The sequence below is a fragment of the Roseobacter sp. N2S genome (assembly GCF_031454055.1).
GTDB lineage: Bacteria > Pseudomonadota > Alphaproteobacteria > Rhodobacterales > Rhodobacteraceae > Amylibacter.
The window spans coordinates 1-25,448 of sequence record NZ_JAVDQB010000009.1 but is presented as its reverse complement, the minus strand read 5'-3'; the positions used below and the strand labels follow the sequence as shown (position 1 = coordinate 25,448).

25 protein-coding genes and 1 tRNA gene are annotated in these 25,448 nt (G+C 52.3%); 17 read left to right on the top strand and 9 right to left on the bottom strand.

Features of this window, described 5'->3' with window-relative positions:
• The first annotated feature begins 245 nt into the window (after nucleotides 1-245).
• The 3 genes from GGE09_RS17825 to GGE09_RS17815 are packed head-to-tail and all read left to right on the top strand — an operon-like array spanning nucleotide 246 to nucleotide 2,316.
• Nucleotides 246-938, top strand: coding sequence for a GntR family transcriptional regulator (locus tag GGE09_RS17825; protein WP_309747530.1), 693 nt, complete (start codon nucleotides 246-248; stop codon nucleotides 936-938).
• A 47-nt stretch (nucleotides 939-985) separates the two neighbouring features.
• Nucleotides 986-1,663, top strand: coding sequence for a flavin reductase family protein (locus GGE09_RS17820; RefSeq protein WP_309747529.1), 678 nt, complete (start codon nucleotides 986-988; stop codon nucleotides 1,661-1,663).
• A 5-nt stretch (nucleotides 1,664-1,668) separates the two neighbouring features.
• On the top strand, nucleotides 1,669-2,316 hold the full coding sequence (locus GGE09_RS17815; RefSeq protein WP_309747528.1) for an aspartate/glutamate racemase family protein: 648 nt from the start codon (nucleotides 1,669-1,671) through the stop codon (nucleotides 2,314-2,316).
• A gap of 26 nt (nucleotides 2,317-2,342) precedes the next feature.
• On the opposite strand, the gene GGE09_RS17810 is transcribed toward GGE09_RS17815, so the two are convergent.
• Nucleotides 2,343-3,773, bottom strand: coding sequence for an NCS1 family nucleobase:cation symporter-1 (locus tag GGE09_RS17810; RefSeq protein WP_405048568.1), 1,431 nt, complete (start codon nucleotides 3,771-3,773; stop codon nucleotides 2,343-2,345).
• Between the two features lie 263 nt (nucleotides 3,774-4,036).
• Here GGE09_RS17810 and GGE09_RS17805 point away from each other — a divergent pair, with 263 nt between their 5' ends.
• Nucleotides 4,037-4,705 carry a GntR family transcriptional regulator gene (locus GGE09_RS17805; RefSeq protein ID WP_309747527.1) on the top strand — a complete coding sequence of 223 codons (669 nt, stop codon included), beginning with the start codon at nucleotides 4,037-4,039 and terminating at the stop codon, nucleotides 4,703-4,705.
• 36 nt (nucleotides 4,706-4,741) lie between these two features.
• Nucleotides 4,742-5,176, top strand: coding sequence for an EamA family transporter (locus tag GGE09_RS17800; RefSeq protein ID WP_309747526.1), 435 nt, complete (start codon nucleotides 4,742-4,744; stop codon nucleotides 5,174-5,176).
• Here the strand turns inward: GGE09_RS17800 and GGE09_RS17795 are convergent.
• Together GGE09_RS17795 and GGE09_RS17790 are read right to left on the bottom strand one after the other, a co-directional pair.
• Nucleotides 5,168-5,710: a DUF2127 domain-containing protein gene (locus GGE09_RS17795; RefSeq protein WP_309747525.1), complete on the bottom strand. Its 543-nt coding sequence runs from the start codon at nucleotides 5,708-5,710 to the stop codon at nucleotides 5,168-5,170. The genes GGE09_RS17800 and GGE09_RS17795 overlap by 9 nt on opposite strands.
• 174 nt (nucleotides 5,711-5,884) lie before the next feature.
• Entirely contained in the window at nucleotides 5,885-6,706 is an 822-nt protein-coding gene (locus tag GGE09_RS17790; protein ID WP_309747524.1) for a hypothetical protein, read from the bottom strand.
• Nucleotides 6,707-6,970: 264 nt separating this feature from the next.
• Between GGE09_RS17790 and GGE09_RS17785 the strand changes: the two genes are divergently transcribed.
• Entirely contained in the window at nucleotides 6,971-7,537 is a 567-nt protein-coding gene (locus GGE09_RS17785) for a hypothetical protein (protein WP_309747523.1), read from the top strand.
• Nucleotides 7,538-7,610: 73 nt separating this feature from the next.
• Here the strand turns inward: GGE09_RS17785 and GGE09_RS17780 are convergent, their stop codons facing one another.
• Complete coding sequence (locus tag GGE09_RS17780) at nucleotides 7,611-7,988, bottom strand: hypothetical protein (RefSeq protein WP_309747522.1); 378 nt, start codon at nucleotides 7,986-7,988, stop codon at nucleotides 7,611-7,613.
• A gap of 192 nt (nucleotides 7,989-8,180) precedes the next feature.
• The gene (locus GGE09_RS17775) at nucleotides 8,181-8,411 is read right to left on the bottom strand and encodes a hypothetical protein (RefSeq protein ID WP_309747521.1); all 231 of its coding nucleotides are present in this window, start codon (nucleotides 8,409-8,411) and stop codon (nucleotides 8,181-8,183) included.
• A 216-nt stretch (nucleotides 8,412-8,627) separates the two neighbouring features.
• On the opposite strand from GGE09_RS17775, the gene GGE09_RS17770 reads away from it, so the two are divergent.
• Together GGE09_RS17770 and mprF are read left to right on the top strand one after the other, a co-directional pair.
• The gene (locus tag GGE09_RS17770) at nucleotides 8,628-8,951 is read left to right on the top strand and encodes a DUF202 domain-containing protein (protein WP_309747520.1); all 324 of its coding nucleotides are present in this window, start codon (nucleotides 8,628-8,630) and stop codon (nucleotides 8,949-8,951) included.
• A 77-nt stretch (nucleotides 8,952-9,028) separates the two neighbouring features.
• Complete coding sequence (mprF, locus tag GGE09_RS17765; protein WP_309747519.1) at nucleotides 9,029-11,629, top strand: bifunctional lysylphosphatidylglycerol flippase/synthetase MprF; 2,601 nt, start codon at nucleotides 9,029-9,031, stop codon at nucleotides 11,627-11,629.
• A 25-nt stretch (nucleotides 11,630-11,654) separates the two neighbouring features.
• On the opposite strand, the gene GGE09_RS17760 is transcribed toward mprF, so the two are convergent.
• On the bottom strand, nucleotides 11,655-12,857 hold the full coding sequence (locus GGE09_RS17760) for a GAF domain-containing sensor histidine kinase (RefSeq protein ID WP_309747518.1): 1,203 nt from the start codon (nucleotides 12,855-12,857) through the stop codon (nucleotides 11,655-11,657).
• Nucleotides 12,858-13,245: 388 nt separating this feature from the next.
• Here GGE09_RS17760 and GGE09_RS17755 point away from each other — a divergent pair, with 388 nt between their 5' ends.
• From GGE09_RS17755 to GGE09_RS17720, 8 genes are all read left to right on the top strand, one after another.
• Nucleotides 13,246-14,379 carry a tyrosine-type recombinase/integrase gene (locus tag GGE09_RS17755; RefSeq protein WP_309747517.1) on the top strand — a complete coding sequence of 378 codons (1,134 nt, stop codon included), beginning with the start codon at nucleotides 13,246-13,248 and terminating at the stop codon, nucleotides 14,377-14,379.
• On the top strand, nucleotides 14,376-14,999 hold the full coding sequence (locus GGE09_RS17750; RefSeq protein ID WP_309747516.1) for a hypothetical protein: 624 nt from the start codon (nucleotides 14,376-14,378) through the stop codon (nucleotides 14,997-14,999). Before GGE09_RS17755 ends, GGE09_RS17750 begins: the two co-directional genes overlap by 4 nt.
• A 44-nt stretch (nucleotides 15,000-15,043) precedes the next feature.
• Nucleotides 15,044-15,259 carry a helix-turn-helix domain-containing protein gene (locus tag GGE09_RS17745; RefSeq protein WP_309747515.1) on the top strand — a complete coding sequence of 72 codons (216 nt, stop codon included), beginning with the start codon at nucleotides 15,044-15,046 and terminating at the stop codon, nucleotides 15,257-15,259.
• A complete protein-coding gene (locus tag GGE09_RS17740) occupies nucleotides 15,256-15,771 on the top strand; it encodes a bifunctional DNA primase/polymerase (protein WP_309747514.1) in 516 nt (171 codons plus the stop codon). Before GGE09_RS17745 ends, GGE09_RS17740 begins: the two co-directional genes overlap by 4 nt.
• Nucleotides 15,764-17,371 carry a phage/plasmid primase, P4 family gene (locus tag GGE09_RS17735; protein WP_309747513.1) on the top strand — a complete coding sequence of 536 codons (1,608 nt, stop codon included), beginning with the start codon at nucleotides 15,764-15,766 and terminating at the stop codon, nucleotides 17,369-17,371. Before GGE09_RS17740 ends, GGE09_RS17735 begins: the two co-directional genes overlap by 8 nt.
• A gap of 122 nt (nucleotides 17,372-17,493) precedes the next feature.
• Nucleotides 17,494-18,081 carry a helix-turn-helix domain-containing protein gene (locus tag GGE09_RS17730; RefSeq protein ID WP_309747512.1) on the top strand — a complete coding sequence of 196 codons (588 nt, stop codon included), beginning with the start codon at nucleotides 17,494-17,496 and terminating at the stop codon, nucleotides 18,079-18,081.
• A gap of 514 nt (nucleotides 18,082-18,595) precedes the next feature.
• Entirely contained in the window at nucleotides 18,596-20,788 is a 2,193-nt protein-coding gene (locus GGE09_RS17725; protein WP_309747511.1) for an ATP-binding protein, read from the top strand.
• Complete coding sequence (locus GGE09_RS17720) at nucleotides 20,785-21,867, top strand: response regulator (RefSeq protein WP_309747510.1); 1,083 nt, start codon at nucleotides 20,785-20,787, stop codon at nucleotides 21,865-21,867. Before GGE09_RS17725 ends, GGE09_RS17720 begins: the two co-directional genes overlap by 4 nt.
• Nucleotides 21,868-21,989: 122 nt before the next feature.
• On the opposite strand, the gene GGE09_RS17715 is transcribed toward GGE09_RS17720, so the two are convergent.
• Nucleotides 21,990-22,778, bottom strand: a complete 789-nt coding sequence (locus GGE09_RS17715; protein ID WP_309747509.1) for a hypothetical protein — start codon at nucleotides 22,776-22,778, stop codon at nucleotides 21,990-21,992.
• Between the two features lie 42 nt (nucleotides 22,779-22,820).
• A complete protein-coding gene (locus tag GGE09_RS17710; RefSeq protein ID WP_309747508.1) occupies nucleotides 22,821-24,362 on the bottom strand; it encodes a DNA cytosine methyltransferase in 1,542 nt (513 codons plus the stop codon).
• A gap of 213 nt (nucleotides 24,363-24,575) precedes the next feature.
• Here GGE09_RS17710 and GGE09_RS17705 point away from each other — a divergent pair, with 213 nt between their 5' ends.
• Nucleotides 24,576-25,022, top strand: a complete 447-nt coding sequence (locus GGE09_RS17705) for a hypothetical protein (protein ID WP_309747507.1) — start codon at nucleotides 24,576-24,578, stop codon at nucleotides 25,020-25,022.
• 332 nt (nucleotides 25,023-25,354) lie between these two features.
• On the opposite strand, the gene GGE09_RS17700 is transcribed toward GGE09_RS17705, so the two are convergent.
• Nucleotides 25,355-25,431 (bottom strand) — tRNA-Met (locus GGE09_RS17700).
• Nucleotides 25,432-25,448 lie beyond the last annotated feature (17 nt).

Sequence of the window (25,448 nt, the reverse complement as noted above, 5' to 3'; positions counted from 1 at the left end):
CCCTGTTATTGCACACAAATTAATCACAGTTTGTATACATGTTTTCTTGAAAGACCTGCCTTACACAGGGCGCCACTGGTGTTATTCGGCGCCAAGATTCGCAATACAGCCCTATAACCATGGGACGTTAGGGTCAAAAATTCGATTTGGCTACAAAAAAATAAAAGATTGTATTCAATCATTGTATCCAATACTCTGAGCACAATCGCTGACAATGTTTTTGGCGCATATGATATAGGTTCCACATGTACAAAGCTTCGACTCGCAGTTTTCCGGTATACGATTCGCTTCGACAGGCCATTATCGAGCAAGCGCTCAAGCCTGGCGTAAAGCTGCCCGAGGATTCGATCGGTGACACTTTCAGCGTCAGCCGCACCACCGTGCGCAGCGCTTTGGTCCGTCTGGACGCCGAGGGACTGGTAGACCTGCAACCCAATCGCGGGGCCTCTGTTGCGGTGCCAACGATCGAAGAAGCCCATGACATTTTCGAAATGCGTCAATGTCTGGAACGCGAGGTCATGCAGCGCCTGTGCAAAATGGATTCCAAACCCATCATCAAAGCGCTGAAAGCCCATCTGGCCGAGGAAAAGAAATACCTGCATGTGGACACCACACGCTCGATCCGACTGGCCGGAGAGTTTCACATTTTGCTGGCGGAACTGACAGGATCAAAGATCCTTGCCAATTACGTCAATGAAATCGTGTCTCGCTGTTCCCTAGTTCTTGCGCGATTTGCACAGGCCCATTCGGCCAAATGCGGGCTGGATGAACACACGGAAATCATCGCCGCCATTGAAGCGGGCGACGCAGAACGCGCCATCGCACAAATGCACACGCATTTGCACGGTGTCCAAGACCGCGCCCTGCTAAATCCCGATGATCAGGATAAAGACAACGTCAGCGATATCCTTGCGCGCTACGTCACGCCAAACGCCTGATTCCGCACGTTTCTTTCTTTCATTACTGCTAACTTATGGGTGTATTCATGGACCAGTCCGACTCAAAATCCGACCGTTTTGACTTTGCTAAACTTGCCGCGCGGGATCGCTACAAACTGCTGATCGGGTCGGTCGTGCCGCGCCCGATTGCCTGGGTCACAACCGTAGACGCCGCGGGCCGCCCGAATGCCGCGCCTTTCAGCTTTTTCAACTGCCTGTCATCAGACCCCGCAATCCTTGCCCTCGGTGTCGAAAACCACGACGACATGCGCTTCAAAGACACTGGCCACAACATCCGCGTCACCGAAGAATTCACCGTCAACATCGTGGATTACGCCAACCTGCACACCATGAACACAACAGCCGTCAATTTCCCCGCTGACGTGAATGAAATCGAAGCGGCGGGCCTGACCATGATCCCCGGCGAATTCGTCAAATGCCCGCAAATCGCCGAGGCCCCGATCCGCTTTGAATGCAAACGCCACGTCACCCTGAACATCGGCAAATCCCGCGAAATCATATTGGGCGAAGTACTGGCCATGCACGCCCGCTCGGGCCTTGTGAATGACCGCTACCACGTGGACCCCGTCGCATTGGACGCGCTGGGGCGGATGGGCGGTCACGGCTATTGCCGCAGCACCGAAACCTTTGATCTGGCCACCCCGTCCGAACCCCAGTGGCGGGCGGCTCAACAGCCCGTCCCCGCCCCAACCCCAGCCGAATAATGCCCATGCGCCTGCTGGTTCTGAACCCCAATGCCACCACGGAAATGACCGACCGGATCGGGGCCGAAGTGACGCGCCATCTGCCCAAGGGCATTGATCTGATCCTGCGCACCAATCTGGACGGCCCTGCCTCTATTCAAGGGCACGCCGATGGCCTTGCGGCCCAACCCGGCACGCTCGCGCTGTTGGCGCAGACCCCGTTTGACGTGGCTGTGATCGGCTGTTTTGACGATACCGGCCTGTCACAGACCCCTGTCAAATCGGTGATCGGGCTGGGTGAATCTGCCATGCGGCAGGCGGATCAAACCGGGCAGCCTTATGCTGTGTTAACCACTTCGGAATTGTCTGTACCGATCCTGACCGCCAATGCGCAGGCCTACGGTGCGGACGTAAATCTGGTCTGTATCCGCGCCAGCAAGATTGAAGTGTTGGACTTTGAAACACACAGAGCCTTGGCCTCTGCCCGCTTGATAACCGCCGCACAGGTGTTGCTAAGCGATCATCCCGAAATCGAAACCATCGTTTTGGGCTGTGCAGGGATGGGCGGGCTGGCCGCCGAACTGCAAAACGCTGTGGACATCGCCATAATCGACCCGATCCCAGCCGCCATAGACGCCGCCCTTGCCCTGATGAAAGCACCGGCCCGATCCTAAAACCGATCAGGCCGGTGGTCTTTTACCTAAACTCCAAAGGATTTCCGGCTGCGCATGTAATAGATCACCCCGCCAAGGATCGACCCGATGATCCAGGCATAGCCCGACAATTGCCCCAGCGCAGGCACCCAGACCGTGGCCACCGAAAACACTGCAGCGATACAAAACGCCACCAGCGCATGATCGTTCCAGCCGTTGCCATAGTGATAGTCACCACCCTGCATATTGTAGAGATCATCGCGTTTCAGCTCTTGTTTCCGCAAGATGTAGTAATCCACGATCAAAATCCCGTATAGCGGCGCAAGCGTGGCCCCCAGCGTGTTCACAAACCCGCCGATGCCGAACTGGCTGATAAAGGCGGTCCACAGCCCCCCAATCACCAGCGCAAACCCCGAAGTGATCAGACCCGCTTTGCGAAAGCTGATGGTGGAGGGGGACAGATTGGCGATCCCGTTCACCGCAGGAATGAAATTCGCCACCAGATTGATCCCCACAGTGGCCGCAAAAAAGGTGATTGCCGCAATCACCCCCAGCAAAACACTATCGGTGCGCGCCACGATCTCTGTTGGATTGGTGATTTTTTCACCATAAACAACCGCCGCCCCTGCTGTTGTCAGCAAAGCCAGCGCAGAAAACAGAATCATGTTGAACGGCAACCCTGCCAGATTGCCTTTGACCATGGCGGATTTGTCTTTGGCGTAACGGGAAAAATCGCTGAAGTTGATCATCACAGCGGCGAAATAGGCCACCATCGTGCCGATAATTGCGATGAAGCCTGTGAACTCGGTCCCCCAGGTTGCATCCGGATTCACAAAAATCGTCTGCGCCTGTGACAGTAGCTGACCGTCCGATTTCACCCAGAGAATCGCCAGAAGGCCGATCATCACCAGATAGACAAACGGGCCTGCGATGTTCAAAAAGGTTTCAACCCAATCCATGCCGCGCCAGAAAATGACGATGTGAAAGCCCCAGACGATGATAAATGACAGCCAGTCGATGCCCGTCAGGCCCAAAAACTCGGCACCGCCACTGGCACCTGTGACGGACCGGATCAGCAAAGCAACCGCTGTGGACGCAAAATATACCTGCACCCCGTACCAGAAAACCGCCACCGTCGCACGCAAGACCGCAGGCAGTTTCGCACCCGCCGTGCCCATGCTGGCCCGTGCAAAAACCGGGTAGGGAACCCCGTAGCGTTCCCCCGCGGCACCAGACAGATTGACCAGATACATCACCATCAAACCGGCCACAATCAACGCGGCAAAGGCGGTCCAGCCGCTCACCCCGTATGAAATAAACAAAGACGCCACCAGCGAATAGCCGAACAGCGATTGAATATCATTGGCCCAAATGTTGAAGATGGCGAACCAGCCCCATGTTTTTTCATCCGGCGTTACAGGGCGCAGCGCATCGCCGCCCCCATCGCCTGTCATTGCTCCGACTGTCGTGCTGTCCATGTGTAGACTCCCTTGTCTTTTGTTTGTTGTAGCGGCCCTCCGGCTGTTGCCCCCTGTAGGATCACGCAATGCGAACCACCGGAAACGGGCACAGCCGCAGTGCCAAAACTGGCATTACGGATTATATTTCAACGCCTTACCCGTTTAACCAATCCCTTATGTGTTGGAATGTTGTCCTAGATTTTACGTGCTATTGCATGTAAAATGTTAGATAATATCTCTTTCAGGCGATACACTCTAAAATCCAGAAGGACTTTCAGCTTATGCCAGATAATTCGGGTTCAACCCCGCCGGATTTGATGACCGAACAGGCCTATCAGGCGCTGATCGCCCAATTGCGCGACGGTCGTTTGGGCAGCGGCACCTTTTTGTCCATGCCAGTGTTGGTGAAACAGCTGGAGCTGCCCATGGCCGCCGTGCGCGACGCTGTTAAACGGGCCGAAGCAGGTGGCCTTGTCAGCGTCATCCCCAAACGGGGCGTGATGATCATGGATGCGGGGCCGGACACCACGCGCGAATGTATGGAATTGCGGATGGTTTTTGATTGCGAGGGCGCGCGCCGTTTGATCGAACAGTCCGAGCATATCCCCCTCGCCGCCCTGCGTGACGCCCATGAAGAATTGCGCGATGCCGCCCAAACACAGATGAGCCCCGAATTGACCCTGCGGGCAATCACAACCGATTTATCGCTGCACAATGCGCTGGCGGCGGGTAACACCTCGCCGCTGGCCACGCGGCTTTATACTGAAAACCGCGAGCGGATTTCGATCATCCAGAACACCCGCCCGTTTCTTGCCAATCGCATCGCATCGGCCATGGAAGAACACCTGACAATCATTTCCGCCCTTGAAGCCCGCGATACAGAAGCAACCCTCACCGCCATCCGCACCCATTTGCGTAGCACGTTGGTTTGGTGGGGCATTCCGGATTGAAACGCGCAAACCTGACCCTAACAGAAAGACGATAACATGGCATATTTGGCAGGCTACTGGCAATTCTGGGCGCTTTTGGCGGCTGTTTTTGCGTCCCTGACAGCAATTTTCGCCAAACTTGGCGTGTCTGAAATCGACCCCGATATGGCGACATTTCTGCGCACCATCGTCATCGTTATCCTGCTGGGCTTGATCGTTTTATGGAAGCAAAACGCCACGGGCCTGTCCCATTTAACCCCGAAAGCCACGGGATTTCTGGTGCTGTCGGGGCTGGCAACAGGCGCATCCTGGCTGTGTTATTTCCGCGCCATGCATCTTGGCGAGGCCTCTAAAGTGGCGCCTGTCGATAAGTTAAGCGTTGTCTTCGTCGCTGTGATCGCCGCGATCTTCCTTGGCGAAAAGCTCAGCGCGATGGGCTGGGCTGGCGTGGCATTTATCGCCACCGGATCGGTTCTGGTCGCCCTAAGCTGACTGGTTTTCAGGCGGGTTTTTCGAGGCCGTGTTAAACCCGTGCTTTTCTTTGCGCTTTTCTTCCAGAACCGTCAGATAAATCACCACCAGATCAATGGCTGTCAGCACCAGAAGCACCGGTCCACCGACCGAAAACCATTCAATCATCTGATAGACGACAAAGGCCGCCAGCACAAAAATCGCCGCGTGATAGGCCCATCTGGCCCCGTATAACAGCGCCGCAACCACTACCACATGCAACGCCCCGTGGGCGGCAAAATAGACCGTGTAAAAGGTCAGTTCCGATTGGGGAATGATGCCCGCCAGTTCCACAATTTTAGTGGCGAGATAATCTTTCGGATCATCGGCCAGTTCTTCTTTGAACACCCACTTGGCAATCGCAGGCAACGCCTGAATAAGCCCCATCTGGATCGCAATCGCCGTGGCAATCTGGATCACCCCCAACAGTCCCTTGCCAAGAATCGTCAACAGGAACAACCGGTGGCTCCAGAGCTCTGCTCTGTCTTGCGGGCTTGGCGAAACGGTGCTTTTCACGGTGAACTCCTGTAGAAACACATAGGGCTATAACCGTCTTGCAAGGATTGTAAACCACCCAAGCCCGACACCGCTTGCCCCAATCCCCGATGCTGGTCGGAAGGGGCCGAAAAACCCGCCTTTCGGAATAAGGCGGGTCTGTTTCGCGTCAGTGTATATGGGATGCGGAACCGGCTATTGCGCGGCTTGCTCCAACCCGTCTTTGGAACGGGTCATATACAGCACCGTCCCCCCGATTGCGGCGAAAAAGATCAGGCTTGTAACGATGGTGCCCAAGCCAAGCCCGCCATCCGCCACAGGCTGTGACAGGAAATCCCCGAACGAGGCCCCCATCGGGCGGGTCACGATATAGGCCAGCCAAAAGGCCAGAATACCGTTCATTTTTCCGGTGTAGAACAAGGCCGTAATCCCCAGAATAACACCGCCATACATCACGCCGGACAACAGGAAGCCAGCGCCTAAACCCTCGGCCAGTTGATCCCCCGCGGATGTGCCAAGCGCAAAGGTGAACAGGATCGCCAGCCAGTAAAATGCCTCGCGGCGGAAGGTATAGATTGAATGGATCGACAGGGTTTTTTCAACCAAGGCCCACAGCGCAAAGGTCGCCGCCAGTGCCGCTGCGAACATCAAGGTGATTGGCGTAAAGGCCCATCCCAGATTGTCGATGAAATTATCTGTCACCAGCGTGCCAACCACACTGACCAGAACAACCGTCAGCCAGTAAATCCATGGCACATATTTTTGTTGCCTAAACTGCACTACCAGCGCCACAGCCAGAAACACCGACATAATCACCGAGGTATTGGTCAGCCCCATCCCCAGATTGCCCGCGATCAAATCGGCGGCGGTCTCGCCCACGGTTACGGCCAGCAATTTGACCAACCAGAAATCCCAGGTCACTTGCGGAACGCGGTTGTAAATCACCCTCCCTGTTGTCGCGTCGGTCATCGATTGCGCATTACCACTGCTTACATTCACTGCGGGGGTCTGTCCCATGGGTCGGTTCCTTTCAAAGGGGTGAACCGGTGTCCTGCTGCCTGCGGGATCCGGTGCCCCTGCTGAACATCCCCGCGTTACGCTGACATTCGGGGCACAATACAATTTGGTAATATTTGCGCCCCGCCGCAGACTTGCACCCGCCCGCCACATCGTGTTGATGTCAGACAGGTAAAACCCCAGCCCTGATTGTTTAACCCGAGCCGTCACGCCATGAAAAACACCCCCTCACCGCGCCCGAGGCCTGGCTTGCGGTTGTTGTTTATGCCCGTTTTTGTCGGGATCATGTTGATCAGCAACACCCGCCTTGGCGTGGTTTTTGAAGACCTGCGTTTCAGCGATCTGGCCAGCTATGGTGTCAGCCTGACCCGTCTTGAACAGGGCGAATGGTATCGCCTGATCAGCGGGTCTTTTTTGTCCCATGACACGGGCATGCTGATCCGTCAGGTGCTTTTGGCCACTGCTGCAATCGGTTGGTATGAATGGCATCAAGGCACCAAACGGGCGATCCTGATGTTCTTTACACTTGATATCAGTGGGACGTTGATTTTGATGTTCGGCCTGATCAATGGCCTTGAATGGGCCGTATTCGACGGGCTGTCAAACCTTGCAGATACTTTTGATGTGGGCATGTCGGCGGGTGGTTTCGGGTTGATCGGCGCAAGCCTTTATCACCTGCACTGGCGTGGCATCGCTGTGGCGGGGCTGATGACCCTGCTTGTGGCCAAACTTATTTTCCTACCCGATCCGATCGCCGATTTTGCCCATTTGCTGATGCTGCCCTTGGGGGTTCTGGCCGAGTCTGCCCTGACGCGGCACAGCGTAAAATAACGTTTAAAACAAATAAGTGTGCGGCCCCGTAAGGCCACACAGATTTTCGCAAATCAAAAAACAGACCGTGCGCCTAGTCGTTTTCAACCTCGGTTTCAGCGCCGCTATCAACGCCGTCGCCATCTTCGTCATCGCGCTTTTCCTGCTGCGCCATCACCGCTTTGGTCTGCGGGTTCACCATAAAAGCCTGCGTTGACCCATCGGCCATTTTCACATCGACCTCTACCAGCGTCACATCTGCGGTTTTTTCATCGTCCAACTCCATTCCGACAACGGTGCCCCCCGTGGCTGTTTGGACAGGATCAACCAAAGCGGTCATGGAGGGGTTGTCCTTTAGAAATTGCTGCAATTCCGCAGCATCATGGGTTTCCGAGGCCAAAGCCGCCCCCGAAACCGCGCTCAGCGCCAGTAAAGTTGTCGTGGCAGCGGTGAAAAATCTGTTCCGTTTCATCGGTAGTCTCCTGTGTGCAGGACAACGGTGTGTCGTCCAATACCCGCAATATGGACCCTTGGCATGTCGCGACCCTGCACGGGGCATTACCAAATTGTAATCTTGTTTGCGGGCCTGCCCGTCCCGAAACCCAACACCAAAAAGGGTGGCAAGTTTCCTTGCCGCCCTGAAGGATTACGGGGATGTGTAGGGTTAAACCGGTGCTGCCTGCCCGTGTGTGTCACGGCCTTGGACCGACGTGTCATCATTCGTGCGGGGCGGGTTTGATTGCTCAAACGACACGCCCGCACCCAACCGCAACGCAAGCGCCAGCACCCCGCCCAAAATAACTGCAAAGCCCAGCATCATCACACTTAGCCCCAAGCCCGCCAATAGAACCATCGCGGTCAGGCCGCTGGCCACTGCTGTTTTAATCTTGTCCATGTTTCACTCTCCTTTTCGCTTCTCTACAGATCTGAGAATTGGATATGACACCTGCCTGCCCGCTTTATTACATCTGTGTAATGTTTCTTTCTTGGGGTTTATGTGCTGCCACTCTTCAAGTTAATCCTCTGAAAATCTGATAAATCCACTAAACTAGACCAAAACCAATTGCCCGCCTTCGGTTCAGACCACAGGCACCCCCACCAGAGGCCGCCAATGATCGACAATTTCCAGAACCACGCCGCCAATGAAAGAACCTTCCTGTCATGGATCAGAACAGCCGTCGCTGTTGCCGGTTTTGGCATCCTGATTGAAAAAATCCCCGACGTCAGCCCCGCCCTGTGGACAGGCCAAGCCCTCGTCGGGCTCAGCGCGCTGCTGGTTATCTTGTCAACGCTGCGCTTTCTGGCAACGCGCGGACAGTTGAACAGGCAGCATTCTGACGGCGTGTTATTCGGCTGGATAGAGGTCATGTTCGCCATGATGCTGGCGCTCCTTCTGGCCACCCTGTTCGTTTTCCTGCTGCGCCTTGTTCAATAGCCCCGCAAACGCGCAGATTGATTAATCCACGCGCAGAACCCATGAGCAAACCACACCAACCAATAGAGTATGAACCCATGGCTGAAACCGAAAATGCGACACAAACCTCTGTCTTGAGCCGCTTGAAAGCCGCGTTTCCCTATCTGCTGACAGCGGGGTTGTTCGCGCTTGGGGCTTTTGCGCTGTATCATTTGCTAAAACCGGTTAATTTCAAAGACGTGATGGCACAGGTGCGTGGCACCCCCTGGCACATTATCGCCCTGTCCCTTCTGGCCATGCTGACAGGCTACGCCGCCTTGATCGGATACGACTGGTCCGCCCTGCGCTATCTGGGTAAAAAGCTGCCCCTGCCGGTGATCATGACAGGCGGGTTTCTGGGCTATGCATTGGGCAATACCATCGGCGCTGGACCCGTCACAGGGGGGGCTGTGCGCTATCGGATCTACGCCTCGCTGGGGCTGACGGGCTATGATATTGCCGCCATCGCGGTGTTTGGCTCTGTGGCTTTTGGGCTGGGGGCTACGATCATCGGCTTTGGTGCGTTGGCTTATCACCCCTATGCGCTACAATCGTTAACCACGGTTGCGCCCCACACCCTGCGGCTGATCGGCATCGCCGCGCTGTTGGTCGCCGTTGGACTATTGCTGGCCCTTGTCCTGCGCAAATCCGAAATAACCTTTCGCGGCCACCGCTTTAAACGCCCGAGCCTGCCGCTGATCGGGGGCCAAATCCTGTTTACAGCCGTGGATATTCTGATGGCCGCCACCGTTTTATACCTGTTGCTGCCCCCCAGCGATCTGGGTTTTGCCACCTTCCTTGCGGTCTTTGCCGCCGCGATCCTTGCAGGGGTTGCCAGCCATGTGCCGGGCGGTGTGGGCGTGTTTGAAACCGTCATCCTCACCGCCCTTCCCGACTCGGTGCCCGTCGACCAAGCCGCCGCAGGCCTGCTGCTATATCGGTTGATTTACTACATCGTCCCCTTCGCTTTGGCCTTGGTCATTCTTGCGTTAAGCGAGCTGCGCATGGCCAGCGCCAAAACCCAATCTGTGCAGATGCAAGCCCTTGCGCCGATCTTCAAGGCGGTCAGCTCGGTCGCCCCCCTTGCGCTGTCCGGCATGATCTTTGTCTCTGGCGTTTTTTTGCTGCTGTCCGCCCTGATCCCCGCCTCCAGCGCCGTGGCCGAGGAAATGGAAATGATCCTGCCCCTTGGCTTTGTTGAAGGCGGCGCCTTGCTGTCCAGCGCCATCGGGGCTGCTCTTTTAATCATCGCGCACGGGTTGTTCCGGCGGGTTGAGGGCGCTTATTGGCTGGCGTTAACCGCCCTGATCGCTGGCATGGTCGCCTCGCTTCTGCACGGGCTGGATTATGAACGGGCCGCCATACTGTTCCTGATGACCTTGATCCTGCTGCCCTGCCGCCGCGAGTTCTACCGCAGCGCCCGCCTGACTCGAAACCCGCTGTCCCTGCGCTGGTTGCTTTTGCTGGGTTCCATCATCATCGCTGCACTCGCGGTCTATTTCTTTGCCCATAAAGCCACGCTTTATCGCCATGAATTATGGTGGCAATTCGCCACCGACCAAAGCGCGCCCCGCGCTATGCGAGCGGGTTTAATCGGAGCCTTGGCCATCGGCTTGTTTGCCTTGCTGGCCTCCCTGCGTCCACCCCGTGTGGCCACCCGACTGGCCAGCCCTGACGAAATCGCCCAAGCCCGAAACGTCATCGCCACCCAACCCAATCCGGACGCAAATTTCGCACTCACCGGTGACAAATCCTTGCTGTTTTCTGACAGCGGACGGTCATTTTTGATGTACCGCGTCCAAGGCCGCTCGTGGATTGCCCTTGGCGACCCTGTGGGCGACCCCGCAGAATCCGCGCAACTGGCTTGGGAATTCGTCGATGCGGCAAATGCCGCAAACGCGCGGCCCGTGTTTTACGAAGTCCCACCAGACAATCTGGGCCTGTGGATCGAAATGGGGTTCGCCCTGCATAAAATGGGCGAAGAAGCCGTGGTCCCGCTGGCAGAATTTTCACTGGACGGCAGCGCGCGTAAAAAACTGCGCACCGCCCACAGTCGCGCAGGCCGCGACGGGCTAAGTTTTGACATTCTGCCCGCCCCCGTTGACGATGATACCCTGTCCACTTTGCGGATCATTTCCGATCAATGGCTGGCCGATAAAAACAGCACGGAAAAGCAGTTCTCTGTCGGGCGGTTTGACCCCGATTACCTGCGTCAGTTCCCCATCGCCGTGGTGCGTTTTGAAGGCCGCGTTGTGGCCTTTGCCAATGTGTTAAGCACCGCCCAGAAAGCCACCGCAACCATTGATCTGATGCGCCACGTTGATGATGCCCCCTCTGGATTGATGGACTATTTGTTCACCGAATTGATGCTGCACCTCAAAGCTGAAGGCTACGCAAATTTCAGCCTTGGCATGGCCCCGCTGGCCGGTCTGGAAACCCGCCGTGGCAGCCGCTGGACCATGAAGCTTGGCGCATTTGTCTATCGGTACGGTGGGCATTTTTACAACTTCGACGGGTTGCGAAACTTTAAGAACAAGTTCGACCCAAACTGGCACCCCAGATATCTGGTCGCCCCGCCCCACGCAAACGTTCTGCTGATCGCCGCCGACGCAGCAACGCTTGTATCAGGCGGGTTGCGGCAGGGGTTGGCAAAACCTTAACGGCAGACCAGCCCCTTGCAAAAGGTTAAACCATACAGCGCCATTTTGGCAGACGGATACAAGCCGTGGTGCCCGCCTCGCTGACGATCACTTCGAATTCGCCCCCGTGCAATTCGGTTAAACGACGGGTCAGCGGCAACCCAAGCCCCAGCCCGCCCTGCGTGCCGCGATTGTTCAGATTACCGCCCACAATAAAGGGCTTATACAGCCGTGACAGTTCCACACTGTCATCAATTTGCCCGTCATCACTGACCCGAATTTCCACATTCCCATCAGCATCCCGCCCAACATTCAGCGCAATCGACGGGCCGCCATGCAGCACAGAATTCATCAACAAAGAGATCATACAGACCTTAATATGCGCTCCATCAACCAGAACGGGCTGTGTCAGCTCGCAGATCGGCGTTGCAAACGTCTTGCCAGCCGCAAGCGTCGCGGCGACGTGATCTTGGTGCAACTCGGCGACCAGTGCAGTAAGGTCGGTGGCTTCTTCATTCAAACGCAACTCCCCGGTGCGCAGATCGCTGAAATCCAGAATCGTTGAAATCAGTTTTGACAGGTGTTGGCTGGACTTTACCGCACTGGTGGATAATTTTTTGTTAAGCGCGTCCGTCATCCGCGCATCCAACATGCCAATCGCCCCGTGGATCACCGTCAAAGGGGTGCGCAATTCATGCCCCACCAAGGTCAAAAACGTGTCCTCAACTGATCCCCCCAGCTCTTTCGCGGGGGCCGCAGGGGCTTTTTCCAAGGCGGCAACAACAGCACGGCCCAGATGTTCAAGTGTTGCCAGTTCGCTGTCTGTCGGCCTGTCATGGGGTACAAAATCCAGCACAAACAGGCTGCCAAACCGAAACCCGGACGACAGGATCAGCGGCACACCCGCATAATACCGCGCCTGCGGCCCGCCTTCCGCCACCATGGGATGATCCATGAATTTCGGGTTTTTGCTAAGATCGGGGATCACCATCGGCGCGCCGGACATGATTGTATGCGTGCAAAAAGAATTGTTCTTCGGCATCTCATCCAGCGCAATGCCCACCACGGACTTATACCACTGCGTGCTTTCCTCAACGACGCTGATATGGGAAATCGGACAGCCCAAAAGCGATGCCGCCGCTGAACACAGCGTGTCAAAAAGCACCTCATTCTCGCGTGTCAGACCGGGAACATTCAACGTCGCCTGTACGCGAGAGTCTTCATTAAAAGGAATAGGATGCGTGATCATGGTGCTCTGTGCCTGCTGTAGCTTATTCTTGTGCGCGGGGCATAGCAGCTTGGTGACACAAAGGAAGTTCAAGAACGGCCGACCAGCCATCTTTTCCGTCTTAGTTGCGGTAAGACACCAGCCAGACGCTCGCACGTCACATCGAGGCAAGAATTCGGCTTTGCGTATTTAACAGGGGGCTTTATTCTAAACCATGATTTTGGTTGCGGGGGTAGGATTTGAACCTACGACCTTCAGGTTATGAGCCTGCGTGCCATGGGGACAACAATCACATGAATATGGTGATTTTCCCTTTGATTTCATGAAATTGATTGACTTCTGTTTGACACAAGGCGTCACGGAATGCCACTAACAACCTTCACTTTGCCGGACACAGCACGGACATATTATGCCAAAGCTCAACGAGACTATTGTTAAAAAAATAATACCCCCAACAGCCAACCACAAAATTCATTACGACAGCGAAATCCCTGGCTTTGGTATTCGAGCCACTAAGGCCGGTACCAAGTCCTTCATTCTGAATTACCATATCAACAGACGAGAGCGCAGGTTCACGATAGGCAAGTGGCCTGCCTGGAGCGCGGCTGCAGCCCGTGAGAAAGCCCGTGAGCTGCGTCGCCTAATCGATCAGGGGATTGACCCTCTAGACAAGAGAATTGAGCGCCGAGAGGCTCCAACCGTAGGAGACCTTTGGTTGGAATACGAGAAGGTTCACTTTCCAACCCTATCTCAGAGAAGCCAGACAGACCAAAAAGGGATGTGGGCGAACCACATCCTACCGGAACTGTCCCCAATTCCACTTAGAGAGCTGAGTAGTCGCCAAATTGACCGCCTGCATGCCAAAATTAGCGAAAGGACCCCGACCCGCGCAAACCGGGTTTTGGAGGTTCTTAGGAAGGCTATCAACCTTGCTATCAGGTGGGAATGGATCGAGAAAAATCCCGCAGATGGGTTTCGACGCAACTCCGAGCATGCTCGTGAGAAATACCTGACCGCTGAAGAATATGAGCGTGTATTTGCGGCTTTGGAAAATATGAAAAACCAAAAGGCAGCCAATGCCGTTCGACTACTAATCCTGACTGGCGCGCGCCGAGGAGAAGTTCTCGGTTTGGAGTGGGAGGATCTGAATCTAGATATTGGGATATGGAATCGCCCGCCACACAAAAGTAAAGATCGAAAGAAAAAACGGATCCCGTTATCCAACGAAGCATTGCTTTTGTTGGCGAGTATGCATGAAACGGCGGGCAGTAAATTTCTGTTTCCAACGTCAACAGGGACACATATGTCTGATCTCAACAGCCCATGGCGGTGGTTGAGATTAGAAGTGGAACTTCCCGATTTACGCATTCACGACTTGCGCCACTCCTTTGCTTCAATCCTGGTGTCCAGCGGAGAAACCCTTGAAACAATTGGAAAGCTGTTGGGGCACTCCCAGCACCAAACAACAATGCGTTACGCGCACCTGATGGACGACCCATTGAGACGTGCTGCAAACAAAATACCGGGGATGATTTCGAATTGAATATCTCACTCAAATCTGGCCTTTCAGACCCGCTGCCTAACAGAACTGTAACGGCCGACTATCTTTTCAAACACTTGGACGACCTTCAATTTGAAAGGGTGCTTTCAAATCTCCGCCAAGGGGGACTCAAGGCTACTGCCTTCATCCATTGGCTTGGTAATGACACGAGTTCGCGGTTCGATAACAAGAAACACGAGTTGCGCAGCGAAAGCTGGAAGTACTTTGACTTGCGACTGCCAGGTAAGCATCGAGGCGTAGAGCATGTTTACTTGTTGGACTACAACAGCGATCAAGTACACAAAGACATCACACTTACCTCCTCTCATGTGAATCGAATTCTGGGTCTCACACGGCAAGGCGGTGGCCAAAAACCAAAAATGCCTCCTCGCCTATACGCTTTTCTCGCAGTTTGGTATTCTCGAGAGTCGTTCGTTACCGACCCAGAAATGCTTCTTTCGATCCTGGAAGGAAAACACGACCTTTGGGGAAGCGCAGGTGTGATCGATGGCCGTCGAGGGCTGGACGCAGTCAAGGAATACTTAAGCGCTCTTGAAGAATTCGAAGGCGCTTTTGACATGGGAGATACCGGCATCGACGTTTCAATCGCCAGCGGTGTCTGACAGGTAGAGATATTATTTCCTCATTCGAAGCAACATGAGGAAATATGATGTCAAACAATGCAAACCACCTGACCCCAGGAGAAGTAGCCAGGTGTCTCGGCGTTTCTCGGCGGACATTGAGCCGCTGGCACGCCCTTCGCGTCGGACCTCCCCGAGTATCCGTCGGCCGAACCATTCTCTACCGTAAAAACGCAGTAGAGGCATGGCTGGTAGCCAACGAAACACAGCCAACCCGTTCCTTTACGGGAGGTGTCGCATGAACACGTTGGAATACGCTCTCAGATATGCTGAGGAAGGGCTCGCCGTCTTTCCGACCCAATGGATCGAAGACGGTCAGTGTTCTTGCGGCAACATCGCCTGCTCAAGCCCAGGCAAGCATCCGATCCTTGGAGGAGGTTTCAAGATTGCTTCGATGGATGCTGAAACCATCAAGGCATGGTGGAATGATTACCCCAACGCCAACGTCGCAATCGCAACCGGAGAAGTTTCCGGTGTCTTCGTGATCGACGTCGATGTCGCCAACGGAAAGTCGGGCGCGGCATCGTTGAAGTTTCTCGAAACCGAAGTTGGAAGCCTGCCTAAAGATGCCCTCGTAAAGACAGGTAGCGGTGGTCTTCACATCTACCTGAAAATGCATAACCAAGAGATCAATAACTCAGCCAGCAAGATTGCGGAACACATCGATGTCCGCGCCAACGGGGGGTACGTCATCGCTCCACCCTCTACCCACAAGTCCGGTTTCCAATACGAATGGATGAACGAAGATGTTTAAAAGAATTCCCGAAGCTCCCTCCAAACTTATGGCACGCCTCACCACCCTGCAGCGCCCTGCAGCCAACTCCAACCGCGCGCCGACTGGCTTGATGCAGCCGGGCTCTCGCAACAGTGACCTTGCAAGTCAAGCTGGATGGTTACGCCGCAAAGGGCATTCTGAGGAACAAATCGCAAGTCAGCTGCATTTAACAAATCAAATGGCAGCGTTTCCACTCCCTTTGGATGAAGTAGATGCAATCGCCACGAGCATCGCCCGCTACGAACCGGCAGTATCTGTGGAAGTGGATGACATTCCCCTTGCCCGTCGCATCGCCCAAGAAGTAGCCCCTACTGTATGTCGTACAGGAGCAACCAACTGGTTGTGTTACGCTGGGACCCACTGGGTTCCCGACTTCGGGGCTGCGCACGTCACAGAGCAGGTGAAATGTGCGCTTGAAAATCACTCTGCACAAATGACTGCCACGGGAGACCGTACCGCGCTCAAGGCTGCGGGGCAGCTTCTAACTGCGTCAAAGGTGAAGCGTATGGTCGAATTGATCGCCACCGATCCGCGGATCGTCCAGCCATTCGATGAGTTTGACAAGGCCCCCAACGAAATCAACCTGCCGAATGGTACTTTATCGCTGGTCTCACGGGAACTCCGCTCCCATTCCAAGGAGGACAATCTGACCAAAATTGCCAACGCGCACTACGATGAAGCAGCCGCATGCCCTACTTTCGACGCCTTCCTGACGGCCTGTTTGGCTCCAGAAGAGGCCGCTTTTGTCCTTCGCCTTTTCGGCTATGCTTTGTTGGGCGAGCCCAAACGGCAAGTTTTTGCAATCCTCCATGGGCCAGGACGAAACGGCAAGTCCACACTGGTAGAGATTATTTCGCACATCATGGGGGACTATGCCTGCAGCGCGGAACCTAGCAGCTTCATCAAACAGAAAAATGCGAGTGTAAGGAATGATCTCGCCCGCCTGAAGGGTGCCCGGATGGTTTCTACTTCCGAACTCTCAACAGGCGAGATCCTCGACGCGGCATTGGTAAAGCGCATCACAGGCGGTGATACTATCGCTGCACGGGCTTTGTACAAAGAACATTTCGAGTTCCGAGCCGAGTTCGTCATGTTCATGGTCACCAACAATTTGCCGGTAATCGATGGCGGTGACTCTGCTTTGGCGCGCCGCTTGATCTTGGTTCCATTTGAAAAAATTATCCCCATCGCAGATTGTGACCCAGAACTTCCTGCCAAACTGCGTGCAGAAGCGAGCGGGATTTTCAACCGCATCCTTGACGGCTGCGCCGACTATTTAGAAAATGGCTTACAGGTACCAGGCACTCTGGCGTCTGCTGCTGATCGCTACGTGGAAGGCTCGGACTTAATTCAAGCATTCCTCGATGACTGTTGTTTACTGGGCACTTGCCAGCAGGTTTCCGCATCTGCCCTGTATCGATCATATCAACGCTGGTCAGAGAGCGGTGGAACCAAGCCCTTCACTCAGCCAACCTTCAAGGCGGAGATTACCAAACGGACGAACCAGAGCCAGAAACGAACAAGTAAAGGGAACGTGTGGCCAGGGATTGGGGTGCGGCATTCGCCGCCGCAGGTCTGATAGATTGTGTAGGGTGTGTATTCTTTTTTCTAACCCCCGATAGGGAAGAAAAAAAGGGAAAGTATATTCTCAGGCTGCACACCCTACACTCCCCAACTTTGATAACTAAACCGAGGAAAATAATGAGCACTAAAACCGTAGCAAAACTATTTAAAGAACCGGCGCAGTGGCCGCTAATCCCCCCTTGGTGGCTGCTGCCAAGCCCACAAGCCGCAGCCCTCCTGAATATTAAACCAGCGACCCTGCAGAGCTGGCGCATCCGTGGCGAAGGGCCCGATCCGGTCCCTCCTATGTATTTGCACCCGACACAGGGTGACCCTATGTATTACCGCTACGGGGATATTCGAGAATGGGCAGCGTCCTGCCTCGGGCTCTCGTTCTCTTTTGACACTCAGTTGAACGGGTTTTTGAAAAGCGAAGACACACCTATGGCAAAATCGGCCTCTCCATTGGAAAAGTCAGCTAGAACTTTCGACCATGTTTTTCAGATGGATCGAAAACGCATCCAAATTGGCCTCGGCCCCCTATTCTTTGCTGGAGTAGGAGCGGAAGCAACCCTTTGGGAAGAGAACTACCTTGGGTATTTGGACACATATTTCGCTAAACAGCCCCGCTTCAGGAACCCCGCCTCAAAACCTCCATTTTGTGGCCCATTCGAGTTCGAAATCGACATTCCCACTGAGGGTTTGGAACACCTCCTGCCCACCTAAAGATCTCAACCTTAGGCCAGACTAATGGGGAGTCTGGCCTTTTCTGACTTAAACAACTGCAAACGACCTTGATCACCGCTCTTATTGAGGCCGAACTCCCGCTTTCCACCCTTTGTGTTGAAGGTACTTCCGGCCCAAAGCCGTCGTCGATGACAAACATATCTAACGGCTGCTCCCAACCCCACAAGTGACGTTCATGCCAAACTCAGTAAGGAGTGGGCGCTGACGTCAGACATATTGGCCAAAACAAGTTTTACTTCTTACCATATGTTACACTAAACTAAGCTTGAATATGATCATCCCTGCCTGCAGCGCTCCCCACCTCGAGATAATCCCGAACTCTTCCTGAGACTTCGATAAGTCGTTATGACGCAAAGGCAATGGACCTGTTATCATTCTTATAATAGGCTAAACACATTGGCTCGAAAAACGGGATTCAGTATATCGAATTTCTGCCCATTTTAATAGGTTCGCCCTTGCTTTGATGGGGTGCTTCACAACGGAAATATGTACGATGCAGGGCGAGGCAAAAAAACTAACCTTCCAACCTAGAGCCAAAATTATCCGAACAATTGGTGATCAGCTCATCAGCGGTCCGGAAGCGGCGATAATAGAACTCGTCAAAAACTCTTATGATGCAGACGCAAGCTACGTTTCGGTTAAATTTTTCCCACCCTTGAACGAAGGTGAGTGCCGCATCGAAGTCTCGGATGACGGGCATGGAATGACTTTGGATGACATTCGACAGAAGTGGATGGAACCTGCCACTGCTTCAAAGACCACGCAAAGGCTGTCTAGATCGAAAAGCCGAAAGGTAATGGGCTCAAAAGGAATTGGACGTTTTGCTTCAGCAAAGCTTGGTGACATAATGTCACTTGTTTCGACGGCAGAGGACAGTGGGCGATTACAAACAATTCTCATTCCGGAGCTGGATTGGTCGATTTTCACTGATGATGTTTACTTGAAAGACATTGAGATTGACTATATTTCGCAACCTGCGTCTGACAACACAGGCACACTAATTGAGATCAGAAATACAAAAGAGACTTGGAACGAAGCCCGCCTGAAGCAACTTCACTTGGAGCTAAGAAAGTTAATATCTCCAAGAGCTGTTCTTGATGATGAGGGGCAGGATTTTAAAATTTTCCTTGATTTATCGTTGTGTACGAAGAGCATCTGTGGCTTTTCAGGTGACCAAATCGTTACTCCAAGTGCTAACCTAAAACCGAAGGACAAGCATCAAGTTCTAGCGTTTCCATTGTTAACGGCCTGTGACTACGAACTGATTGGTAGCTTTGATGAGGCCGGAAAATTCGACGGAACATTCCAAATAAAACGTGCGGGCCGCGCACCAGAAACAATCGCAATTGAAGCTCCGAAAAATGATGGTGCACTTTCACCTGGAGCATTTCATGTTCAACTTTCAATCTTTGACCGTGAATCAGAGACTATAAAAAATAATATGAGGGCTGCGGGTATGAGCGATACGACCGCGGCCGAAGCGAAAAAGATGCTAGATAGCATTTCTGGGGTTTCGATATTTCGAAATGGCTTCCGTATTAGGCCTTACGGTGACAGTCAGAATGACTGGCTAACCTTGGATTCTCGCCGAGTTCAGAACCCGTCCATGAAAATTGGCCGCAATCAAATCTCCGGGGTCATTTCAGTTGGAGACCAACATGACACAGGCCTTCTCGAACGTAGCAGCCGGGAAGGATTTGAGGATAATGCTGCATTTCAACGACTTACAGATCTCGTTCTGCTTTTGTTGGATCAATTCGCTGAACCGAAGAGGTACGCTTTTCGAAGTGATGCCGGGATCGCCCGCAAAAGAGATGTAACCTTTGACGAAACACGTGAACTAGCAGAACTAACGAAAATTCGAAAGCTGGTTTCAAAGCTCGAACCCAAGGAGCGAGCGCAGGCAGAACGTATTATTTCTGAGCAATCTGCGAAACTTCAGGATCGCATCGAGCAGCTCCAAGAGAGGCATCGGATACTGGAGGCTAAGTCTTCTTTGGGAGCAATTGTTGGTGAGATCCTACATGAAGGTACTCCAGCTGCGCGTTACATAGCTGAAGCGTCAGACCAGTTGTTATTAAGGTACAAGTCGCTTTTGAAGGGCAAAGGCCCAGGGTTTGATGCAAGTAAAAAGTTCTTTTCACGGAAGTTACCGTTTATCAAGGACTACGGTTTCCAACTCAATAGCCTGTTTATAAATTTGGAGCCCTTGGCCGGTGGGAAACGAGGAAAACCGCAGTTTTTCTATCCAAGCAGAACGATTGACGGCGCTAGAGAGCTTTTTGCTAGCCACAACATCCCCATCGAGACTATTGCAGAAACAAAAAATCTTGAACTTATTGGATACCCGTCTGATCTTACTACTGCGATTATCAACATAATTGGGAACTCAATTTATTGGCTAACAGAACACAAAATTCCGAACCCATACGTCAAAGTGAAAATCAGTCGCGATGACGACATTGCCATCATATTAATTGAAGATAATGGACCAGGAGTTCCCACAGAATTCGCTGAGCAAATATTTGAGGTTGGGTTTTCGTTGAAAAACAATGGCACTGGTTTGGGCCTCAACATTGCGAGGGAGACCCTTGCTCGATCAGACGCGAAGCTTTTCTTCCACGAAGGATTTGTGGGTGGAACGCAATTTGAAATTAGATTTCCGGCCAAAAAGATAAGTGCATGAATTATTTAGATATTTTAATCCTTGATGATGACTCGGCGATGATTGACATGTTCGATACGACCGTCGAGGAATGGAACGCTAACAACAAGGAACAAGGGAAACAGCTCAATGTGATACATGCCGAAAGTTTGCTGCGAGCCCACCAAAGCCGATTTGATGCGGCAATCGTGGATTTGAGACTTCCTGACAAAAACAACGAGGGCAGCTCCGCAGATAATGGTAATGACTTTGCCGCTTCAATGGTGAATTCTCGAGGCATCCCTGTGGCGGTTGTATCAGGACACGTAGTTGAGTTATCGGCAGAGCTGGAAAAGCTGGAGCATTTCCGAAAATTTTCCAAAAGTCATGGTTATGGCCCTGTAGTAGACTGGTTATCAGACCAATGGGATTTGATGACCACATTGCGAAAGTCTAGAGAACAGATTGAAGCCGCAAGCGCCGAGGTCTTTTCGAAGAGACTTTGGCCGCAATGGCAAAATACTCCTGCTCTGTCAGGCAGCAGCCCGGAACGGCAAGCAAAAATAGTGACCCGGCAGTTTGCAAGTCATATTTCTGATCTACTTGGCCTCGATACCGATCAAAACCCTGACTGGCACCCTTACGAAAACTACATTGTTCCGGCTTTGACTTCTGAAAGAACTCACACAGGTGACTTATTCAATCTGACAGATGACATTTGGATTGTGCTCAGCCCGCAGTGTGACATGGCAAATGCCAATGTTCCGAACGTACTTTTGGCTAAGTGCACAATAGGTCACAAAGACTGGACTACTCACATTGACCATCTAAAAGTGACCCCAGATCGCGATAGATCTAGGAAAGTAATCAAGAAGTTCGTTGACCAAGATTTTTCAAAGTCGAAGCACTTCTTGCCTCCGCTGCCCGGTGAAAACGAGCCCTTGTTGGTTGATTTCTCAGTTATTCAAACCAAACCTCTTGAAGAGCTAAATAAGATTCTTGATCATCGACTTGGCTCTGTTTCCACCCCCTTTTTAAGCAACCTTATACAAAGGTTTGGAGCGTTCGTCAGTAGAACTGGCCAACCCAACATTGACATAGTGCACTTCTTTGAAAGCTAGCCCGTTCGATGGCAAAATTCTGACAGTCATGCAGTGATCTATGTGCTATGTAGCGGACTATTAAAGCCTCGGAAGGGCAGCTATAACTTTTTCGATCATTTGCTAAATTATAGCCAAATCGATCACGACCTAAGAGCATCCCGCTTCAATATAGCATGAACGAGCCTGTGGCAGTTGGCACAGAGGCACTCCAAGTCCTCCAACCGTGTCATGTGGCCTTCGAGCATGTTTGCCACTTCTGTCACACTGTGATGAACTTCGATACAGGCTTCGGCAACCGGATCACTGTAATGAGCTACGGGATCAAGTTTGCAGCGTTCGCAGAATAATTTACCATTTACGCGAATAAATGCTTCTTTTTTCGCCCGAGCTAGCCCTCCGGCACGCTCCCGCCGCAGATGCGAAACAAGGACTGGCTTCCCTTCCGTCCAAATCTGTTCGCTTGAGGAGAGATGGGACCGTCGTCCTAATCCATGGTCAGCGCGTGTACTCTTCACAAGTTCTAACAAGTCTTCTACCGACGCTTCAAAAAAGCTGAACTTAAGCCTTTTGTTAGCATTACCCGTATGTAGCTTGGTTTTATCAACCTTTCCAACCGCCTGCATTCGTTTGCTAACGAGAGTAAAAAGTTGTTCTGTTGAGGTGTTGTCAATTTCATCAACAGACAATACTCGCCGATCATCTAGGGATAATTCTTGCACGCGAATGCTATCCACAAAGGCCTCGATGAAGTCAAAACCTTGCTCATGGAGGCGCTTCAAAAGCAGCCTTAAACCGAGTGAGTAATCTGTATTTTTGGCTCGGGAAGTCCCTTTTGTTCCACCACGACTTTGAAGTGTTAGTGAGTTTTCCTTTATCTCAACCAACGCATCGATGGGCCGCTCGTCGTCTCCAAAAATCTGAATTTCCAAGTCAAATCCTCTCATTTCCCTGACCCAAGATAGCCAAGTCATCTACTCTTCGCGATGTATCCATTCGAACACTGGCCAGATTGCTTCGGCGATCTGGCGGGCCAAATACGGAGGTACAGCGTTGCCTACTTGCACAAACTGCTCTGTGCGGTTTCCCAAGAAATGATAGTTGTCAGGGAACGTTTGCAGCCTAGCCGCCTCGCGCACGGTCAAGCTCCGGCATTGTGATGCGTCCGGGTGAATATAGTAATGACCGTCCTTAGAAATATGGCTGGTTACTGTCGTCCCCGGCGAATTCCAACTTTGGACGCGAAAACGATCGCTAAACTTGCCAGTTTCCCAATTTGCATGGTTAGGTGCAAGGTTCTTAGGGAACTCTTTAGCCTTAGGGCTCCTTCCCTCAGCGTGGGTGAAGCAGCTCGCAAATAGATAGCGAGAAAGGTCAGATCTCATATGACCACGAGTTTCATTACATGAGAGCCCTAAAATTGACTCATCAAAGAGGAAGTTTTTTAGGTCTTCACTGATACTTTTCGGATAAACGCCATAATTCGAAGATCTACGTGATTTGGTTTGTTTGGAACTAGTGGATGCAACTCGGTCTAACTCGTTCAGAAACTTTTTCTTGTTTGATCCTGAATAATCATATGTTTCTCTCCGAACCGCGACAAGAGCTTCGGAAAGCGCAGCGTACCAGCTTGACTGATCATCATTACGACTTAGGCCACTTCGTAGTTTCGGCATGCATTGCAGAACATCTTTGACCTTTGATGTACTCACATGTACCGGAAGCGTCGGCAGAATATCAGCGGGAAGTCTTTCAACGATTGAACGTTTGATACCAACAATAATTACCCTGTGACGGGCTTGTGGTACTCCAAACTCTTCTGACCGTAGAACGAAATCCTTTGGATTAGGACGGCCAAAGCGCTGCCCTTTCCCAGACAACGCAAACAACTGATAGCCTTCCCCAGACATTTCTAAGTCATTAAGAACAGAGTCAAATATCCCCGAACCCCCAACAGAAGAAGAGAGCATACCTTTCACATTCTCCATTACGAAGACACTGGGGGAGAACTCGGAAAGCACACGGCAATATTCCTTATATAGGTAATGCCGTTGATCTTTACTCGGGATGTAGTTCTTAACACCAACATTTCGCGATCTTCCGACTAAGGAGTAAGCTTGGCAAGGCGGTCCACCGATCAGTAGTGTTCGCCGTTGAGTGGTTTTCCTAATTGTTTGAATTCTTGCAGCCAATGCCGCAGCCGTCTCAGGTGTTCCAAGCTCCGCGTGCCAAGCTTCTTCAATCGCAGCCTTCCACTCAGTTGGGTGTAATGCTGACCAATCCGGAAGTGCACCTTCTCCCGCCAAAAACCTATAGTACTCATCCGGAAATTTTTCAAAACGCCTTAAGAATGCACGCAAACGTAGGGTTTTGTGAGCCGCCGCATCCTTTTCGATAGAAACCGCAAGGTGATACTTCAAGGAGTTTTTCTCAGTCGTGTAGGCACAAAAACCTTCACCGAGCCCCCCAGGCCCCGAGAACAAATCAACAATATGAATTTTGGAACTCACCGTCACCTACCCAGTCGCCCTAGCAGGACCCCCTAGGCATACATTTCTTTTCTTTGTTCATCCAGGCCATGAAATCGAAAAAATTGAGAATCAATCGCTTAACAAACAATTTTCGTTCGGCTTCAAATTAGATGACGAGTGATAGTATTACCTCAAGAATTCGGCTCTAGACACAGCTTTAAGAATCTCTTGCGTGCCCATCCCAATCGCTTAAGTGATATGAGCGAACTCGGCGACTTTTATTTTACGTTGACACTCTCATATTTTGCCACGCATGACTATAACGATTTAAACGGATTGAAAGTTTGGTCCTTTGAGGCCAGCGTTCCTTTTTACCTGTCAACCGCTTTGACGTTTTCAATAAGACCAAAGGTGGCGGCGGCCAAGGGATTCGAACACATCATTACACGAAAATGGAGTGAGTGTGGGACTCGCAATGTTTGGTTTCGCGATATGGAAGGCTTGACTGGCAAATGCAGCGAACTTCTGGATTCTACCCGGCTTGCCGGTTTCAGCAATGCTGCGTTTCAACATCTTGGGACGGTATCCCCGTGTCAATTTGCGGATCGTTCACTTAGCGATCCATGCTGCAAGTGCGGCTGCGCTCTTTCTCATCGAGAGATGGCAACCCAATTATCCAGCCCGTCCGTTTCCAAAGGTAAATGATCAAACAGGGTGATGTTTAATTGCCATTTTTTGCAACTCGCGTTCATCCTGGCAAACCCGAGCTCAAATATTTCTGTATGCCCATGCTAGAATGGCCATTTCGGTTCTTTGCACCAAAATGAACCACTAGAAATTCCAAAATTTTCCTGTGACTGAATGCGCCACTGTCTCCCTGCTTTGTTTGCAAAAGGACATAAGAAAGGGTCTAGTGGGTTCTGACTATCCTCAGATTGACCATTAAAAGGAGTTATCAAAATGGAACGGGAACCGGACACTAGCCGGACACACAAAAATGGCCTCGAACGAGTTATCGCTCTGAGGCCTTGTTTTATTGGTTGCGGGGGTAGGATTTGAACCTACGACCTTCAGGTTATGAGCCTGACGAGCTACCGGGCTGCTCCACCCCGCGACAGTTTAGAGTGGTGA

Coding starts and splice junctions, on each gene's coding strand:
- GGE09_RS17740 (WP_309747514.1), top strand. CDS start 15,256: ATGAACACGTTGGAATACGCTCTCAGATATGCTGAGGAAGGGCTCGCC.
- GGE09_RS17790 (WP_309747524.1), bottom strand. CDS start 6,706: ATGGGACAGACCCCCGCAGTGAATGTAAGCAGTGGTAATGCGCAATCG.
- GGE09_RS17730 (WP_309747512.1), top strand. CDS start 17,494: ATGAGCACTAAAACCGTAGCAAAACTATTTAAAGAACCGGCGCAGTGG.
- GGE09_RS17780 (WP_309747522.1), bottom strand. CDS start 7,988: ATGAAACGGAACAGATTTTTCACCGCTGCCACGACAACTTTACTGGCG.
- GGE09_RS17810 (WP_405048568.1), bottom strand. CDS start 3,773: ATGGACAGCACGACAGTCGGAGCAATGACAGGCGATGGGGGCGGCGAT.
- GGE09_RS17755 (WP_309747517.1), top strand. CDS start 13,246: ATGCCAAAGCTCAACGAGACTATTGTTAAAAAAATAATACCCCCAACA.
- GGE09_RS17725 (WP_309747511.1), top strand. CDS start 18,596: ATGCAGGGCGAGGCAAAAAAACTAACCTTCCAACCTAGAGCCAAAATT.
- GGE09_RS17775 (WP_309747521.1), bottom strand. CDS start 8,411: ATGGACAAGATTAAAACAGCAGTGGCCAGCGGCCTGACCGCGATGGTT.
- GGE09_RS17770 (WP_309747520.1), top strand. CDS start 8,628: ATGATCGACAATTTCCAGAACCACGCCGCCAATGAAAGAACCTTCCTG.
- mprF (WP_309747519.1), top strand. CDS start 9,029: ATGGCTGAAACCGAAAATGCGACACAAACCTCTGTCTTGAGCCGCTTG.
- GGE09_RS17785 (WP_309747523.1), top strand. CDS start 6,971: ATGCCCGTTTTTGTCGGGATCATGTTGATCAGCAACACCCGCCTTGGC.
- GGE09_RS17815 (WP_309747528.1), top strand. CDS start 1,669: ATGCGCCTGCTGGTTCTGAACCCCAATGCCACCACGGAAATGACCGAC.
- GGE09_RS17805 (WP_309747527.1), top strand. CDS start 4,037: ATGCCAGATAATTCGGGTTCAACCCCGCCGGATTTGATGACCGAACAG.
- GGE09_RS17825 (WP_309747530.1), top strand. CDS start 246: ATGTACAAAGCTTCGACTCGCAGTTTTCCGGTATACGATTCGCTTCGA.
- GGE09_RS17735 (WP_309747513.1), top strand. CDS start 15,764: ATGTTTAAAAGAATTCCCGAAGCTCCCTCCAAACTTATGGCACGCCTC.
- GGE09_RS17745 (WP_309747515.1), top strand. CDS start 15,044: ATGATGTCAAACAATGCAAACCACCTGACCCCAGGAGAAGTAGCCAGG.
- GGE09_RS17705 (WP_309747507.1), top strand. CDS start 24,576: ATGAGCGAACTCGGCGACTTTTATTTTACGTTGACACTCTCATATTTT.
- GGE09_RS17720 (WP_309747510.1), top strand. CDS start 20,785: ATGAATTATTTAGATATTTTAATCCTTGATGATGACTCGGCGATGATT.
- GGE09_RS17760 (WP_309747518.1), bottom strand. CDS start 12,857: ATGATCACGCATCCTATTCCTTTTAATGAAGACTCTCGCGTACAGGCG.
- GGE09_RS17820 (WP_309747529.1), top strand. CDS start 986: ATGGACCAGTCCGACTCAAAATCCGACCGTTTTGACTTTGCTAAACTT.
- GGE09_RS17800 (WP_309747526.1), top strand. CDS start 4,742: ATGGCATATTTGGCAGGCTACTGGCAATTCTGGGCGCTTTTGGCGGCT.